General features: G+C 68.5%; 10 protein-coding genes. 3 read left to right on the top strand and 7 right to left on the bottom strand.

What is annotated here, in order from left to right:
- Positions 1-19 precede the first annotated feature (19 nt).
- From CQ034_RS17405 to CQ034_RS17390, 4 genes are all read right to left on the bottom strand, one after another.
- A complete protein-coding gene (locus tag CQ034_RS17405; protein ID WP_105712059.1) occupies positions 20-6109 on the bottom strand; it encodes an Ig-like domain-containing protein in 6090 nt (2029 codons plus the stop codon).
- A 129-nt stretch (positions 6110-6238) separates the two neighbouring features.
- On the bottom strand, positions 6239-6808 hold the full coding sequence (locus tag CQ034_RS17400) for a DNA-3-methyladenine glycosylase I (protein WP_105712058.1): 570 nt from the start codon (positions 6806-6808) through the stop codon (positions 6239-6241).
- Between the two features lie 44 nt (positions 6809-6852).
- Entirely contained in the window at positions 6853-9306 is a 2454-nt protein-coding gene (locus CQ034_RS17395) for a hypothetical protein (RefSeq protein ID WP_146114873.1), read from the bottom strand.
- A gap of 116 nt (positions 9307-9422) precedes the next feature.
- Positions 9423-10466 (bottom strand): NAD(P)-dependent alcohol dehydrogenase, encoded by a 1044-nt coding sequence (locus tag CQ034_RS17390; protein WP_105712056.1) that lies wholly within the window; start codon positions 10464-10466, stop codon positions 9423-9425.
- A 94-nt stretch (positions 10467-10560) separates the two neighbouring features.
- Here CQ034_RS17390 and CQ034_RS17385 point away from each other — a divergent pair, with 94 nt between their 5' ends.
- The gene (locus CQ034_RS17385) at positions 10561-11010 is read left to right on the top strand and encodes a hypothetical protein (RefSeq protein ID WP_105712087.1); all 450 of its coding nucleotides are present in this window, start codon (positions 10561-10563) and stop codon (positions 11008-11010) included.
- A 22-nt stretch (positions 11011-11032) separates the two neighbouring features.
- Here the strand turns inward: CQ034_RS17385 and CQ034_RS17380 are convergent, their stop codons facing one another.
- The 3 genes from CQ034_RS17380 to recQ all read right to left on the bottom strand — a co-directional run bounded on the left by CQ034_RS17380 (position 11033) and on the right by recQ (position 16487).
- Entirely contained in the window at positions 11033-13099 is a 2067-nt protein-coding gene (locus CQ034_RS17380; protein ID WP_105712055.1) for an acyl-CoA dehydrogenase, read from the bottom strand.
- A gap of 145 nt (positions 13100-13244) precedes the next feature.
- Positions 13245-14339, bottom strand: a complete 1095-nt coding sequence (locus CQ034_RS17375; protein WP_029261306.1) for an ATP-binding protein — start codon at positions 14337-14339, stop codon at positions 13245-13247.
- Between the two features lie 99 nt (positions 14340-14438).
- Entirely contained in the window at positions 14439-16487 is a 2049-nt protein-coding gene (gene recQ, locus CQ034_RS17370; protein ID WP_105712054.1) for a DNA helicase RecQ, read from the bottom strand.
- A 107-nt stretch (positions 16488-16594) separates the two neighbouring features.
- On the opposite strand from recQ, the gene CQ034_RS17365 reads away from it, so the two are divergent.
- Both CQ034_RS17365 and CQ034_RS17360 read left to right on the top strand, forming a co-directional pair.
- Complete coding sequence (locus CQ034_RS17365) at positions 16595-16939, top strand: GNAT family N-acetyltransferase (RefSeq protein WP_105712053.1); 345 nt, start codon at positions 16595-16597, stop codon at positions 16937-16939.
- The gene (locus CQ034_RS17360) at positions 16936-17871 is read left to right on the top strand and encodes a pirin family protein (RefSeq protein WP_105712052.1); all 936 of its coding nucleotides are present in this window, start codon (positions 16936-16938) and stop codon (positions 17869-17871) included. Before CQ034_RS17365 ends, CQ034_RS17360 begins: the two co-directional genes overlap by 4 nt.
- Positions 17872-17874 lie beyond the last annotated feature (3 nt).

The raw sequence follows: 17874 nt of genomic DNA, 5'->3' as shown, positions 1-17874 counted from the left end.
GTGTGGCGGGAGCGATGGCCTATGGCCAGCTGGTGCCTTCGGATGCGCCGATGCCCTGGATGTCGGCCTGCAGCGTCCTGCCCATGCCGCCGTGCCAGCACGAGAGCTGGATCGTGCCGTTGGCAGGCACGTTGTAGCGGTTGTAGGTCGAGACCTGTCCGGACGACGAGCGGTACGGCTGGCCGTTGTCGAGGCAGCGGATCATGTACGTGCCCGCGGGCACGTTCGCCGTGTTCAGGTTCAGGTAGTAGCACGTGTCGGGACTGCAGTTTCGGGAGTCGACCCCCTGCGAGGCCCACCAGCGCGGCTGCGGTTGCGCCTGCGCCGTGTTGCCGGCGGTCCCGCTTTCATCCGACCAGGCGCCCGTGATGTCCCTCGCCCGCGCCTTGATGGAGTGGTACTCGCTGTAGGTGCCCACATCGACGTGGCCCGACGCCGCGACGCCCTGCCATCCGCCTCCGTCGATGCTGATCTGCACCGTGTCGATGGCGCGGCCGTTGGCCGAGCCGTTCGCGTTCCAGTTCAGGCGTACCTGGCTCGCGAGGGACTCCGCGCTCACCGCTGGTGCGGATGGCTTCCCGTGGGGGTTGCCCCTCGCCGAGTTCGAGACGGCACCGGCATAGGTCGACCCGTCGAAGTCCGTTGTGGCGAGGCGCGTGACGCCCCGCACCTCGACGGTGTAGTCGCGACCGTTCGTGAGTCCGCCGATGGTCTTGTTGCCCGGCATCGTGTTCCAGTCGCCGCCGTTCAGCCGGTACTGGTAGGTGATCTCGCCAGGAGACGCGCCACCGCTCGACCCCGGACGGTAGTCGATGACCAGTGCCCGATCGGCTTCCTTGGTGACCTTCAGACTCGTCGGCGCGCCCGGTGCGATAACGCCGCGGCGCGGTGCGGACGGGGCGCTCATATCGCCCCAGCCGGCCTTGTTGTAGGCCTGGATGCGGTAGGTGTACGCCGTCTCCGAGGTGTCGACGACGACCGCCTGGCTCCTCGCCTCGGGGCCGGGGGTGATGGTGCGCACGACCTGGCCGCCGCGCAGCACTTCGAGCTTGTAGCCGCGGATCGCGTCGCCGTTCTTGTCCGGCGGGGTCCAGTTCACCTGCATCTGCGCCTGGTTGCCGACGGGCGAGAGCTCGACCGTCGTCGGGGCAGCCGGAGCCAGCGGAGGTCCGGCCGGAATCTCGGACGCCGACCAGCCGCTCCAGCTGGAGGGGTCGGGCGCCTTGTTGTGTGCCTGCACCTTCACCTGGTAGTCCGAGCCGTTCTCCAGCCCCTCCCACGTGATCGAGTTGCCCGTGACCTCCTTCTGCGTCACGCCGGAAGGCGGCGCGGGCGAGATCTCGAGCGTGTACCGATCGACGGGCGAGCCCGGCGTGGTGGGGGTGACCCACGACACCTGGAGCGACTTGTCGCCGAACTTCAGGGTCGGCGGGTTGGGGGTGTCCGGACGTGCGTCGGGGCGTGCGGGCGCCGACAGGGCGGACGGATCGGACTCGCCGACGCGGTTGGTCGCGGTCACCTGGAACGTGTACTCGACGTTGTTGGTGAGACCGTCGAGCGTGCAGGTGGTGGACTGGCACTCCTTGGTGTACGCGCTGCCGCCGACCGACTTCACGGTGTACTTCGTGATCTCGGCGCCGTTGTTCGATGGTGCCGAGAACGACACCACGACCGTGCGGTCCTGCACGCTCGCGATCACCGGGACTCCTGGCGCATCCGGCACATCCTGCACGGTGACCACGATCTGGCCGTTGACCTCGCGGTCGGCATCCTCGGTCGCATCCTGGATGCGGTAGCGGACGACGAGCGTTCCCACGAACGACTCGTTCGGGGTGACGGTGACCTCGCTGTCGGTGAAGGTGACCTCGCCGGAACCCGACTCCGCGACCGCGGTCACGATCTTCAGCGGTGTCTCGGGGAACGGGTTGTAGTCGTTCGCGAGGGCGGGCACGGTGATCGTCTTGCCCGCATCCGCCTCGGCGACCGTATCGGTGTTCGCCGCCGGCATCGGCCTCGTCGACGCCGTGACCAAGACCGCGACCGAGCCCTCGACCGGTTCGGTCGTGCCGTCGGAGACGCGGATCTTGAGCGTGACCGTGGTGCCCTTCTTGGCATTCGATGCGGCCTCGACGACGAGCTTGTCGTCACCGTCGATGCGGGCGGAGATGCCCTTCTCTTCGCCGCCGACGAGGGCGTAGTCGTGCTTGCCCTCGTCTTCGGGGTCGGGGTCGTCGGTGAGGGCGACCAGGTCGAGCGAGGTCGCCGGCTCGCCGGGGGCGACGTTGACCTGCCCCTGGATGAAGGTGGGCTGCTGGTTCTCGGGCGGCAGCACGTTGATCGGGATGCTGAGCGTGGCCTTGCGTCCCTCGGGGTCGTCCGGCCCATCGCCATCGGTCACCTCGAAGGTGAGGGAATCCGGTCCGAAGAAGCCCTTGGCCGAGGTGTAGACGAGGGTATTCGCGTCCTTGAGCAGGTCGGAGCCGTCGGCGTGGTTCGCGCTGATCTTCGCCTTCTCGGTGATCACCACGTCACCACCGCCGGCGACGGTGACGTACTTCGACAGCGGAACCTCTTCGGTCTCGCCGCTGACGACCTCGAGCGGCTTCGTCGAGGTGAGCGTCGGGCGCAGGTCGGCGCGCGAGGGCACGAAGATGAATGCCGAAGCCCGCTGGTCATCGCGGTCGACGAGCGTGTAGCGGATCAGCTGCAGCTCGTCGGTGACGGTGACGCGCACCTTGCCGTTCTCGAGCTGCGTTCCCCCTTCACCGACCTCGACAGTGAGGCTGTCGGTGGTGCCGTCGGGGTCCTCGTCGTTGGCGAGGATGTCGAGGTCGGCGCTCAGGCCGCCGTCCTTCAGGTCCACCGGCTGCAGCCGGTCGTCGCGGGCGACCGGCGCCTGCAGCGGAACATCCTCGTCGACCGTGATCTGCAGGGTCGCCGTGGCTTCGGCACCACGCGCGTCGACCGCGGTGTACTGCAGCGAGGTCTCGGTCGGGCCGTTCGGCGCCTGCACGAGCACCCGGTCACCGGAGACGCGCGCCTCCAGCCCGTCGGGAAGCTCGAGGCCGTCCTTGAGGAGCGACACCTTGTCACCCTCGGGGTCCGAGTCGTTCGCGAGCACCGGCACGGCGATCTCGCGGCCCGGTCGCACGACCACCGCGTCCTTCACCGCGTACGGAGGCTGATTGATCTGCTCGGTGGGGGCGATGCCGACGCGGATGGTCGCGATGCCCTCTGCTCCGAGCCGATCGCGCACGCGGTACTTGAACACGTCGACACCGGACGCCCCGTCGGACGCCTCGTACGTGAAGTAGTTCGGGCCGTTCGTGATGCGTCCCTTGGCGGGGCTCGACTCGATGCCCACGAGTTCCACGGAGTCGCCGTCGGTGTCGATGCCGTCGAGGGGCACCGCGATGTTCACCTCGGTCCCGGCGAGGGCGCGGGCGACGAGATCCTGAGGACGGGGAGCTGCGTTGTTCTCCTCGTCGATGGGGAGGATCTGGATGGTGACGTAGCCGGCGGCCTTCTGCTGGCGCGAGTCGGAAACCTCGTACGTGAGGTACACGGTCTTCGCCTCGGGGCCCGCCTTGAAACGCACGGTGTCCTGCGAGACGAAGGCCTCGCCGTCTTCGGGGTCGACGAACGGCTCGATGAGCTCGGGCTCGACGTGCATGACGTCGTCGCTGGGGTGGGTGTCGTTGTCGAGCACCGGGATCGTCACGACATCGCCGACGCGCACGGTGGCCGTGTCGGGGTTGGCGATCGGCTGCAGGAGCTCGTCCGGAGCCGGGATCGGGATGACGACGACCTCGCCCTCGGCCGACTTGGAGCCGTTGGAGATGCGGTACTTGACGCGCACCTGCTCTTCGAGGGCGCCCTGATCCGTGATCCGCAGCGTCTCGTGGTTGAGGACCGAGACCGAGATGCCGCTGCTCGGCTCCAGCGACACGGACTGCACGACGAGGATGCCGCCGGCGGGGTCGGTGTCGTTGTTGAGCACACCCAGCAGCACGTCGCCGCCGGTGGGGAGAAGTGCGACGTCGCGGACGGCCACGGGCGGGAGGTCGGTCTCCGACTCGGGCATCACGTCGACGCGGACGATACCCTCGCCGTTCTTCGGGCCTGTGGTGACCTGGTACTGCACGTAGTAGACGCCGGGCTTCTCGGCCATGAACGAGAAGGTCTTGTTCGCCGTGTTCGGGACGATCGTCGCCCCGGCCGTGTCGAGCACCCGGCTCAGACGCAGCTGCTCGCGGGAGGTGCTCGTGTCGTTCGCGGTCGGGGCGACGGTGACCTGCTCGCCGGCCCGCGTGATCACGTGGTCGGCGTTGGTCTTGGGGTTCGTCGAGCCCTGCGGGCGCACGTCGAGCGCGATGGTCGCGGTGCCGAGCTTGCCGAAGGCGTCGGCGACGGTGACCTGCACGTCTTTACGCCCCTGCAGGCTCGCGGTCGCCTTGTAGGTGATCTGACCGTCCTTGCTGAAGTCGACCTCGTCGCCGGGGGCGGCGAGCACCTCCTTCAGGTAGATGTCGTCGCCGTCGGGGTCGATCCAGTCCGGGAGGATGTTGTACGAGATCGTGCCGCCGGTCTCGACCGCGAGCGAGGTCTTCCGCTTCGAGGTGGGGCCGGCGTTCTCACTCCAGTCGTGCACCGCGAGGGTCACGACCGCGGTGTCCTTGCCCTTGCGACCGTCGTCGACCTCGTAGGTGAAGCTGGCGGTGCCGGAGGCCTTCTCGCCGACGGTGATCTGCAGCGAGCCGCCGTTGTTGATGGGCTGCACGGTGCCGATGGACGGCTGCGCCTCGGCGAGCGCCGCGACGAGCACGTCACCGTCGGGGTCGTTGTCGTTGTCGAGCACGGGCAGCAGCGTCGTGGCGCCGGGGCGCACCCCGTACGAGTCGTCTTCGGCGATGGGAGGCGTGTTCTCCTCGCTGCGCTCCGGGAGCGTGGTCTCGACCGTCTCCTCGGTCGAGTCCTCCTGGTTCTCCGTCTCGCCCTCGGGCGGCGTCAGGTCGTTCCAGTTGTCGACGCGCTGCAGGCTCTCGTTGGCCATCCAGGCGGCGCCGCCGACGGCGTCGTTGAGGATGATCACGTCGCGGTTGACGCGGAACGTCAGGCTGGCGGATTCCTCGGCGCCGTCGATCGGGGCGTTCACGTCGTTGCTGTCGCCGGGGCACTCGCGGATGAAGGTCGCCGACCCCGCCCAGGCCCCATAGGTGCAGCCGCGGAGCCAGACCGGTGCCGCAGCCGTGCCCTCACTGCCCACAGAGGTCTGCTCCGGCTCGCCGCCGTCGAGCGGCACGCGTACGAGCGCGGTCGGGGTGGCGATGGCGACGGCGTCGGTCTCGGCCGACGCCTGCTGCAGCACGGCATCCGCCGCGCCCGCGACCTCGGTGCGGAGGCCTCCGGGCGTCGTGACGACTCCGGCCGCCTCGTCGAACACGACAGGGGTGCGTCCGACGGCGGTGATGGTGGGGCGCACCGACAGGTCAAGTTCGCCGACCGACGCGGCCGATGTCTCGCCCGGCGCACCTTCGTTGTCGACCGGGACCGTGACGACCTCGCCACGTTCTCCGGAGAGGGCGAAGACGGTGCCGTCGTCGGCGACCGTGACGTCGGAGTTCTCGCCGAGCTCGGCGATGGGCTCCGCCGCCTCGATCTCGAAGGAGGCTATGCCCTTGACCGGCACGACCCACAGGTCACCGGACTTCTCATCGAGGATGGCCGCGGTGTTCGCCCCCATGGCGACCTTGGCCGACGAGGGGATGATCGTGGAGTCGCCGAGCGAGACCCGGGCCGGATCGATCGCGGTCACGGTGGACGCGCTCTGGTCGACGACGAGCACGTTGGCGGCGGCCTGGAGGATGTCGTAGTTCTCGCTGGTGGTGCGCAGACCGCCGTCGAGGATCGTGGACTCGTGGTTGAAGTGGCCGACGAGCAGGCTCGAGGTCTTGGTGATCCAGACGCCGCCGTCGTTCAGGTCGACCTTGGTGGTCGGGAAGCCCTCATAGGTGAAGGCCATGGTCGTGATGGCGATGACGCCGACGGTGACGCCGGCGGCGGACGCCAGCGTCTTGGGTCGCGCGCGCATCCATGACAAGGCCTTCATGCCCGGTTCCCCCCCAGGGTCACACTCTCCGATTACTCATGCGCAGGCCCGACTGGCCGCTGAGCACTCGTACATCCTAACCGCGTCGCGGAATATCACTCGATGGGCAGATATCCCCATCACCCTCCGTTACGCGCGCCAGCATCCTGCCATGTGATCGTCGACCATCCCGGCCGACTGCATGAGGGCATACATGGTGGTCGGCCCGACGAAGCGGAACCCGCGTCGACGCAGCTCTTTACTCATCGCCGTCGACTCCGGCGTGACCGCCGGAACCTCGGCGAACGACGCCGGGCGCGTGCCGGATGCCGGCGGTGCGAACGACCACATCAGCTCGTCGAGCTCGCCCTCCGCCATCGTGCGCACCAGGCGGGCGTTGCCGATGGTGGCCAGGATCTTGGCGCGGTTGCGGATGATGCCGGCATCCGCCATGAGCCGCTCGACATCGGCCTCGTCGAACGCCGACACCGCCTCGGGCTCGAAACCGGCGAACACCTCGCGGAACCGCGGGCGCTTGCGCAGGATCGTGATCCACGAGAGTCCGGCCTGGAAGCCCTCGAGCGCCATCTTCTCGAACAGGGCACGGTCGCCGTGCAGGGGCACACCCCATTCCTCGTCGTGGTAGCGGCGGTACTCGACGTCGTCGCCCACCCAGGCGCAGCGGTCGCGGGCGTCCGGGCCCGTGAGAAGAGAGGTCATCCGCCCAGGCTATCCGCGGCGGCGGACATGACATGCGCCGAGGGCTATGCCACCCCCACGAGGCTGCTCCGGCACTCTTTGAACTTGTCCCAGTCCGTCGCCCCTGTGGACGTCGCGAAGATCTCGAACGCCTTCCCCTGCACATCGAAGAGCGATTTCGACGGATCTACGAAGCGCACGGGCTCCTCCTGGCTGAGGGCGTCGAAGTACACCGCCATGAAGGCGATCTTGCGGCCCCACTCCCGCAGATAGCCGTCGTTCTCGAGGCGCTGGAACGTCGCTGTCATCTCATCCCTGGTCTGCTTCGCGACGTTCGGGAGACTGATCGCGCCGGCGATGAGCCCGATGATCGCCGCCGCGAGCGTGAGTCCGAGCGCGACGAAGTTGAGCGAGGATGCCGTGAACAAGGACATGGCGATCCCCACTCCGATTCCTGACGCCACGACGGCGATGCCGTCCGAGACGAGCCACAGCCAGGTGGAAGCCCCGACCATGCCGCCGCCGGCGACGATCGCAGCGATGTCCGAGCTGACGAACAGCAGATCCGCGATGAGGCCCGCCCCCGCGAGCGACGCGGTGAAGACCTTCGACGCCAGGGAGGCGGACGGTTTCGCAAGGATGGCTCCCTGCTCGATGGACGCCTGCTCCACGATGCGCGTGCTCGCGGTCTCGACTGCGCTAGTGAGAGCCTGCGAGGCCACAGCACGTTGAGCGGAAGGTACCTTGGCGCCGGCCTCCGCCGAGGCCTGTGTGAAGAACACCGTCACCGTCTCCTCGGCGGTATCGACGAATTTGCCGGAGGTACCGGACATCGCGTCGGCGAAGCTCGTCGACGCCGCCTGCGCCTCGGTCGGGATGTCTGCAGCGGGCCTCGCCGCGCTCCACATCGCTCCCCTCGTCATCTCATACATCTCGGGAGAGACAGTGTTCCAACTGAGGATCCGAGCCGCCGTGCGCGCCGCTGTCGGAGCCGCCGTCAGGAACGACATCGTCAGGTTCCTGAGCGCTCCGAACGACGAGTACACAGCGACGATGCGCGCGGTGAAGCCGATGGCCTGAGCCGGAGAGACCTCGCCTTTGCCGATGGCATCGTGGAGCAGCAGGGACTCGAGCACGAGTCGCGTGACTCCGATCACCGCCGAGATGCTGCCGAGGATCCCGCTGCTGTTGAACGCGAGCAACGCAGTGCTCAACTTCGCCTTGACGGTCGTGTTGTCGGTGATCAGCTTGCCTCCGGCGCCGAGGGCCTCATTGATCTGATCGTCTGTGAAGATCCCGCTCGACTTGCCGAGGTACTCGAAGGAGGTCAGCCGCATGAAGACGTTCCTGATGGCCACGCTCTGCTCGAGTCCGGGAACGTCCTCGGGCTTCTCGGTGAACAGGGTGAGGAGGGCATCGAAGGATGCGAGGACGCTCTTCAGGCTCGAGGACGAAGACCCGGCGACGGTCGCCTGGGCCTTCGCGAGAATGTAGTGCTGGATGGTCTGATCGTAGGCGGCGACAGGCTCCGGCGATTTGCCGGCGAGCATGTCGTCGAAGGGTGTGGCCAGGTACGCGCTCGCCTGCACTGCTCCCACACGAAGCGAGAGTCCCTCGTTGAGGAGGTTCAGTGTCTCGGACTCTTTGGCATGCCAGTACTTCTCGGCGTCTCGGAGGGAGTTGTCGGCGTTCACCTCGCGAAGGTAGTTCTGGTATCCGGTGGTCGAGCGCGCGTCGAAGAGCGTCTGCGCCCACTGCTGCGATGGCGGCGTCTTCCCCCCGGACGTCGACGCCAGCGAGTTGGTCGCCCCGATGCAGAAGTTGCTGTAGTCGCACACGACCGCGCGGTTCGACAGCGCGCTGCTCAGGACTCGCAGCGCCTCGGCCTGACCGGAGCCAGGTGTATTGGTCGTGCCGTTGACGATGTATGTCATATCCGACGGGTACACGGGGAAGCTGTACCCTCCGCCCGCTACGCCGCTGATCGTGTTAGGGCTGGTGTACTGCGCATTCCCCAGAATCCCCGTCGCGCACAGCTTCAGGCAGTTCGACGCGTTCGCGAAGAGTGCGCGATTCAGGACGGCCGCCTTGCCACTGTCCGAGCCTGCGTCCGGGTCGGTGTCGGCCGCATTGTGAGCATTCGCGTCGACGCTGAACTGCAGCGCCTTGCTCCACGAGGTGTTCGCGTCCTTGGCGTAAGCCGCCGCGAGCTCCATGACCGCGACCGCTCCGATCGGGGTCTTCCCGTCGGCGGAGATCGTCCCGGCCACATCCGAAAGCTCTGTCGTCGGCACCTTGAACTTCGCGCGGACCGCGTTCAGCTTCTGGGTGGCATCGTCGGTGGGCTTTGCGACGGTGGGTGCCGGCGCAGCCCCGTCGACCGCTGTCTGCAGCGGGCCCCCGCCGAGAGCCCGACGAGCTGTCGGATCAGTTGCCGGGAGCCTCAACTGCACGGCGGCAGATGCCGCCGACACCACCGCGAAGCCGATGAACTCTCGCCGACCAAAACCAGGGCACATGCGAACTCCGATCTCCGATTCGTTGACACACCTCGAGACGGTGGCCACGTATAACGTTACGCAACGGAGATCGGATCTGACCCCTATACCGAGATTAAGGCGTATAATGCCGACATTCAGGCGAAGGTGGCCGCGTCGATCACGAACCGGTACCGCACGTCGGACGCGAGAACGCGCTCGTAGGCGGCGTTGATCTCGGAGGCCGGGATCACCTCGATCTCGGCGGCGAGACCGTGCTCGGCGCAGAAGTCGAGCATCTCCTGCGTCTCGCGGATGCCGCCGATGTTGCTGCCGGCGAGCGAGCGTCGGCCGCCGATCAGCGACATGACTCCGACCGACAGCGGTTCGGCAGGCGCGCCGACGCACACGAGCGCACCCCCGACGTCGAGCAGGCTCAGGTACGAGCGCACATCGATCACGGCGCTCACGGTGTTGAGGATCACGTCGAACGAGGAGCGCAGCTCGCGGAAGGTGTCCCGGTCACTCGTGGCGCGATAGTGGTCGGCGCCGAGCCGCAGGCCGTCGTCCTTCTTGTTCAGGGTCTGCGAGAGCACGGTCACCTCGGCGCCGAGTGCGTGCGCGATCTGCACGCCCATGTGGCCCAGCCCACCGAGGCCGACGACCGCGACGCGGGTGCCGGGACCGACGTTCCAGTGCCGCAGCGGCGAGTAGGTCGTGATGCCGGCGCACAGCAGGGGCGCGGCGACATCCAGCGGCAGGGCATCCGGGATGCGCAGGACGAACTTCTCGGTCACCACGACCTGCTCGGCGTAGCCTCCCTGCGTGACGGTGCCGTCGCGGTCCGAGCTGCCGTAGGTCTGCACCGCACCCTCGGTGCAGTACTGCTCCTCGCCGCGCAGGCAGTTGCGGCACTCGCCGCACGAGTTCACCAGGCATCCGACGCCGACGCGGTCGCCGACCGCGTGCCGGGTGACGGCCTCTCCCACGGCAGCGACCGTCCCGGTGATCTCGTGCCCCGGAGCGAGCGGGTACCTCTGCGGACCCCAGTCGCCGCGCACGGTGTGGATGTCGGAGTGGCAGATGCCGGCGAACGCGATGTCGATGAGCACGTCGAGCGGGCCGAGGTCACGTCGTTCGATGACGGTCTTCTCCAGCGGGGCGGCTTCGCGGGGTGCGGCGTAGGCGTTGACGCGGGTCACGGGGACTCCTTCTTCTGGGGTTCGATCCACCCTACGCACCCGCTGCCGTCAAGGCCCCTGACGGTCGATGCGAACGGTCCGTACCCTCGACATCATGAGCATCCACACCGACCGGATCGAACAGTACCTCGCGCGCTATGCGGCATCCCTGACGGAGTTCGACGCCGAAGCCGCCGTCGAGCTGTGGTCGACCCCCGGCATGATCGCCGACGATCGGGTCTCCGGCGTCTTGGACACCCGGGAGGAGATGGTCGCGGGGCTGAAGCAGTCCTATCCCCTGTACCGGGAGCTCGGCCTCGCCTCCGTCGGGCACGAGCTCCTCGACGCGAACGAATTGTCCGATCGGCTCGTGCTGGTGAAGGTGCGTTGGCTGTTCCGCGACGCCGACGGCAAACTGCTGACCGACGCGACCAGCTACTACCTGCTGCGCGACGACGACGCCGCGGGGCTGCAGGCGTGCGTCTGCGTCGAGACGGATTCCGCCGAGCACCTTCAGGCGCTGGCCGTCGAACGCGGCATCGACCTCACGAAGTGGTCATCCTGACCGGCGCCCCGCCGCCGAGCGATCAGCGCTGCTTCTTCTTGAGCGCCTTCTCCTGGATGGGCGCCTTGCCCGTGGCGGCGAGGTCGGCGTAGTACGCCCGGGCCTCGTCCTGGCGCTGCTTCTCGATGCCGCTCGCGATCGGCGCCCGCACGTGCTCGGGCTCGTAGCCGAACGCGTTCACCAGGTCGAGGGCATGGGGGCGCAGCCGCGCGCACAGCCGGTCGATGTAGCTCGACACGGCGGCGGCGCGCTGGGTCGACAGGCGTCCGTTGATCAGGTGCCAGGCGAGGTGCTTCTCGATGAGCTGCAGACCGAACAGGTCGCGCAGCCACGTGAGCACCTTCTTGGTGTCGGCGTCGTCGATCTGGTGCACGGCGTCGGTGAACGCCTCCCACTGCAGCAGCTCTCCGTGCGCACGAGCGGCTTCGATCAGCTCGGCCTGATTCTCGTTGAACAGGCGGGCGCCGAGGGCCTTGTCCTTCGCCCCAGGGCGAAGGCGGGAGGCGATGTCGGCCACCATCTGCTGCACGCGTCCGGCGAGGAGATCGTGCTGCTGCTCCTCGCGGAGGCCCCGCTCGACCGACCGGCTGACCTGACCGAAGTCGGAGACCGCCTGGCCGAGCTGACGGAGCCCGGCGCCGTGGAACAGCTTGCCCGCGGTCATCCCGACGGCGAACTTGGCGAGAGCCGCGGCATCCTTGCCCTGGAACTGCTTGGCGTAGTCGGTCAGCAGACGCTTGCCCACCAGCTGCAGCAGGACGTTGTTGTCGCCCTCGAATGTGACGTAGATGTCGAGGTCGGCGCGCAGGCCCACCAGACGGTTCTCGAACATGAAGCCGGCCCCGCCGGTGGCCTCGCGGGCCTCCTGCAGCGTGTCGAGAGCGTGCCAGGTCGACAGCGGCTTGAGCGCTGCGGCCAGCGTCTCGAGGTCTTCGCGGTCGGCCGGGGTGTCGGTGCGCCCCGAGAACACGCCGTCGAACTTCTGCAGGAACTCGTCGTGCGCGAAGATCTGCGCGTACGTGGTCGCCAGGCGCGGGAGCAGACGGCGCTGGTGCTTGCCGTAGTCCATGAGCACGACCTCCTGCCCGTCCGCGCCGTCGAACTGGCGACGCTGGGTGGCGTAGGTGATCGCGATGTGCAGGCCGAGTGCGGAGGCCCAGGATGCCGCACCGTCGAGCGACACACGTCCCTGCACGAGCGTGCCGAGCATCGTGAAGAAGCGACGTCCGGGGCTGTCGATCGCGCTGGAGTACGTGCCGTCGACCGCGACGTCGCCGTACCGGTTGAGCAGGTTCGTGCGCGGGATGCGCACGTGGTCGAACGAGAGTCGCCCGTTGTCGATGCCGTTGAGGCCACCCTTGAGACCGTCGTCCTCGCGACCGATGCCGGGGAGGTCGACGCCGTCCTCACCGCGCAGCGGCACGTACAAGCAGTGCACGCCGTGGTTCACGCCGTTGGTGATCAGCTGCGCGAACACGGTCGCCGCGACACCGTGCAGCGCGGCGTTGCCGAGGTACTCCTTGGTGGCCGCCCGGAACGGGGTGTTGATGACGAACTCCTCGGTCGCCGCGTCGTAGGTCGCGGTCGTCCCGACCGCGGCGACATCCGAGCCGTGGCCGATCTCGGTCATCGCGAAGGCGCCGGGGATCGAGAGGTCCATGATGCCGGGGAGCCACTTCTCGTGGTGCTCCGCGGTGCCGAGCTGCAGCACGGCCGAACCGAAGAGCCCCCACTGCACGCCCGACTTGATCTGCAGGCTGGGGTCGGCGACCACGAGCTCCTCGAAGCCGGCGATGTTGGCGCCGTTGTTCTCCTCGCCGCCGAGCGACTTGGGGAACGCACGGTGCACGGCCTTGTTCTCGACCAGCAGGTGCAGCTGGCTGAGCACACGCTCGCGGTGCTCGTCCTTGCCGAGCTCGTCCTTGCGCCAGAACGCCGAGTCCTTGATCATCTCGCGCGCCTGACGGCGCACGTCGCCCCAGGTGCCCATCAGGGCCTCGTTGACTCGGGCGACATCGACCTGCGGGGCGAGCGCGGTCGCGGGCGATTCATCGGGTGTCGTCGAAGGACGGACGGCAGCGTCGACCATGGCATTCCTCCAGGGAAGTAGGGGTGTCCCCATGGTAGGTCTGCGACAAACCCGGGCGAACTCCGCTGTGAGCATCCTCCAACCGCGTGCGGGCATATCCCGGCGTTCCGTTGTCGCCTCGCGACAGGGCGACCGCGACAAAGGCTCAACGAGTGCGGAGATGTTCCCGCAGTCCGGGGATCGCGAAGTCGACGCGACCGTGGCCCGCTGGTTGGATCAGGCCCGCAGCGATGAGCCGCGCGCGGTAGTTGCCGACCGTGTTCTTCTTATCACCGAGGCGACGGCCAATGTCTGCCGCGGTCGCAGGGATATCGTCTTCGGCCATCGCTCTGAGGAAGTCGAGGTCCTTCGGGGAGACAGCGGACAGTGCAGCCTCGATGACCACACGGGCATTTCTGCGGTGTGCGGCAGACAGCGCCAGGTCGACGTCTTCGGCGCCGAGCGGTCGATCCGTCGATTCGGCCACCTGCCACAGGTGATAACCGATCAGCTGGATCAGAAACGGATAGCCGCCCGTCGACTCTGCCGCGGCCCTGATCAGCACAGGATCGAGTGGCGTGTCCCAGACGGCGAAGATGTCTGCGAATGAGTTCTCGACTTCGTCGATGGCTGCAGCGTGCAGATCGATCCGGTCCGCCCGCCGCAGGAAGGTCGCGACCCCCTCGTTGAGGAGATCGGACACCGCCGCGGGGAGGCCCGCGAAGAGGAGCGCGATCGGGAGACCATCGCGGATGTAATGCTGGACCGAGGCTGCGAGCTGAGCGAGTTCATCCCGGTCTGCCCCGTGGATCTCATCCAGGGTGATGACCAGCCCGGTTCCGTTCTCGTCGAGCTGTCGGAGAAGTTTCTCGCCGACCTGTCGCCATCCTGCTTGCTGTTCGGGAGGGAGCTGCGTCGTGATGGAGAAGCCTGCGGCGCCGATACCGGTGATCCGCCTTCCGGCCGGACCCTGCCCCTGTTCTTCTGCGGCGGCGCGCATCGCCTCGCCGATGCGACCCAGGAAGCCACGGGTCGCGGTCTCCGAGACAACCATCCAGCCGTGAGTGAGCGCCGCGTCCTCGGCTTCACCGAGCATGACGGTCTTGCCGATGCCTCGCGCGCCGGTGAAGATGGTCAGCAGCCCCGGCGCCCCGGAGCGGATGCGGAGCCCGTAGCGGAACTCATCGAGGATCCCGGCACGACCGATCAACTGCGGAGGCTCGGCTCCGGCTGTCGGGCGGAAGGGATTCACGCCGATCATCGCTGCCCCTCTGTGAACTCTTGTGTACCCAGTGTACTTAGGTGTTCTTGCCGATCTCCCGACCGCACGCTATGGGTCTATGCGATTGGGCCGCGGCGGTCAGGCGGCGGCGATGACCGCCAGCACGCCCTCGCCGTAGGCCTCGCGCTTCTTGGCGCCGATGCCCGTGATGCCGTCGAGATCCTTGAGAGATGCCGGCCGGTGCTCGGCGAGCGCGCGCAGGGTCGCGTCGCCGAACACGATGTACGCGGGCACACCCTGCTCGCGAGCGGTCTCGGCCCGCCAGGCGCGCAGCGCCTCGAACAGGCCGCGATCACCGGCATCCAGCGCATCGGCGGCACTCGCCTTGCGCGCCCGCGACGACGAGGCCGGACGCCCGATCGTGTCCTTGCGCAGCGGCACGGCGGTCTCGCCCCGTAGCACTCCCGCCGCCTGCTCACCGGGCGCGAGGGTGCCGTAGTCGCCCTGGGCGACCAGGATGCCGCGGGCCAGCAGCTGCCGCACGACGCTGCGCCAGTCCTGGTCGGAGAGGTCGTTGCCGATGCTGTACGTCGCGAGCTTTTCGTGCCCCTGCTGCCGGATGCGCTCGGTCGAGGCGCCGCGGAGGATGTCGATGAGGTGCCCGGCGCCGAACGACTGGTTGCGCTCGCGCTTGAGCCGAACGATCGTCGAGAGCAGCTTCTGTGCCGGCACGAGGCCGTCGAACGTCTCGGTGTCGTCGAGGCAGGTGTCACAGTTGCCGCAGGGCTGCGACTCCTGGCCGAAGTACCCGAGCAGATTCTGCCGGCGGCACTCGACCGTCTCGCACAGCGCGAGCATGGCGTCGAGGTGCTGCCCCATCCGCATCTTGAAGGTGCGGTCGCCGGGGCTCTGGTCGATGAGCCGGCGCTGCTGCACGACGTCACCGAGGCCGTATGCCATCCACGCCACCGCGGGCTCGCCGTCGCGTCCGGCACGACCGGTCTCCTGGTAGTACCCCTCGACCGATTTCGGCAGGTCGATGTGCGCGACGAAGCGCACGTCGGGCTTGTCGATGCCCATGCCGAACGCGATGGTCGCGACCATGACCACGCCGTCTTCGCGGAGGAAGCGCGCCTGGTTGGCCGCCCGCACCTCGGCGGGAAGACCCGCGTGATACGGCAGCGCGTCGAGGCCCTGTGCGGCGAGATAGGTCGCCGTCTGCTCGACCGACTTGCGGCTGAGCGCGTAGACGATGCCCGCGGGCTGCGCGCCGTCGTCGCTCGCCGGGGTCTGCGCCTTGATGAACGCGACCAGCTGCTTGCGCGGGTCGACCTTGGGCACGATCCGGTACTGGATGTTCGGGCGGTCGAAGCTCGCGACGAAGTGCTTCGCGGTGTCGAGGCGCAGCCGCTCGGTGATCTCCTTGTGCGTCGCGGCGGTCGCGGTGGCCGTGAGCGCCATGCGCGGCACCCCGGGGAACCGCTCGCCCAGGTCGCCGAGGGTGAGGTAGTCGGGGCGGAAGTCGTGGCCCCACTGCGACACACAGTGGGCCTCGTCGATCGCGATCACGCTGAGCGTTCCGCGCTGGAGGAGCGCCGTGGTCTGCGCGTTCGACAGGCGCTCGGGGGCAACGTAGATGAGGTCGAGCTCGCCGGCGACGTAGGCCCGTTCGACCTCGCGACGCTCGTCGATCGCCTGCGTCGAGTTGAGGTAGGCCGCGTTGACACCGTTGGCGCGCAGCGCATCGACCTGGTCGTGCATGAGCGCGATGAGCGGGCTGATGACGAGCCCCGTGCCCTCGCGCACGAGCGCGGGCACCTGGTAGGTGATGCTCTTTCCACCACCGGTCGGCATCAGGACGACGGCGTCGCCGCCCGAGATGACCTGCTCGACGATGTCGGCCTGGTCTCCGCGGAACGCGTCGTAGCCGAAGACCGTGTGCAGCGCCTCGCGCGCAGTCGGATAGCGGCTCGGGGTGGCGTGGCGCACGGCGGGCGCACGACCGGCGGACGATGCCGGAGCCACCGGAGTGACCGGACCCTGCCCCCAGTCGAGCGGCGGCTCGTAGCCCGCGCCCTGCGGCTCCCAGTCCATGGGCTCCGGAGGAGCGGACGACTCCCAGCCGTCGTCGTAGGGCTCGTCGGCGTACGGCAGATCCGCGTACGGGTCACGGGGAGTCTGCGGCATCCCTCCAGCGTAACGACCCCCGCCGACGCGGGCGGCGCCTCATCCACAGCCGCCCCTCCCCCGCACGCGGGCGTAGGTTGGAGGCACCCCGTTCGAAGGAGCATCCGATGACCGAAATCACCGTGACCCGCGACGATGACGCATCGCGCTACGAGATCCGCTCCGACGACGTGCTCGCGGGCTTCGCGGCATTCGATCTGCGCCCCGGATCCATCCGCTTCCTCCACACCGAGGTCGACCCCGCGTTCCAGGGCCACGGGCTGGCGGGGAAGCTCGCCGCGGCCGCGCTGGCGGATGCCGCCGAGCGCGGCGAGGCGATCGTTCCCCTCTGCCCCTACATCGCGAAGTACCTCGAGACGCATGAGGTGCCGGGCGCTGAGGTCCGCTGGCCGAAGTCTCCCTCCGGGCCCGCCGGATCCGCGGGTGAGGACCCGACGGGCCGAGCGGAATGATCGGGCAGCGCCGCCTCATCCTCGAGCCGCGCGAGGTGCCGCTCGGCGGGGTGCGCGGCATGAACCTGCTGAGGGCACTGCCGCACCGCAACCTGCCGACGATCGGCGCCTGGTGCTTCCTCGACCGGTTCGGGCCCGCCGATACGAAGATGCGGGTCGAGCCGCATCCGCACATCGGGCTGCAGACGGTGACGTGGCCCCTGGTCGGCGAGATCCGCCACCGCGACTCGCTCGGCAGCGACGCCGACCTGCGCCGCGGTCAGTTGAACCTGATGACCGCGGGCAACGGGATCTCCCACTCCGAGTACTCGATCGGCGAGGGACCGGTGCCCCTCGACGCCCTGCAGTTCTGGGTCGTGCTGCCGGATTCCGCCCGCCACGGCGCGGCCGGGTTCGAGCGCCACACCGAGCTGCCCTCCGTCGCACTCCCGGCTGACGATGGAGCGGATGCCGAGGCCACGGTCGTGCTCGGCGAGTACGCGGGCGTGCGCTCGCCCGCCACGGTGCACACTCCGATCGTCGGTGCGGAGATCGTGCTCGCCCCGGGTTCCCGTGTGCGACTGCCGCTGGGCTCCGACTGGGAGCACGCCCTCATGCTCGTCGAGGGCGATGCCGTGGTGGCGGAGCATCCGCTCGACCGGAACGGGCTGCTCTACCTGGGCGACTCCCGCGACGAGGTCGAGGTGGCCAGCCGCGATGGCGGCCTGCTGTTCGTGCTCGGCGGCGAGCCCTTCGAGGACGACATCGTGATGTGGTGGAACTTCGCCGGCCGCTCGCATGACGAGATCGTCGCCGCGCGCGAGGAGTGGGAGGCGGAGTCCGCGACGGGAGCGGCATCGCCCCGCTTCGGCGCGGTCGAGGGTCACGACGTGCGCATCCCGGCCCCGCCGCTCCCCGACGTACGGCTCATGCCGCGCAGCCGGAAGCTCTAGCCC

The sequence above is a fragment of the Microbacterium sp. MYb45 genome (assembly GCF_002979655.1).
Taxonomy (GTDB): domain Bacteria; phylum Actinomycetota; class Actinomycetes; order Actinomycetales; family Microbacteriaceae; genus Microbacterium.
The sequence above is the reverse complement of the archived record's forward strand: the minus strand, read 5'-3'. Positions and strand labels throughout refer to the sequence as shown.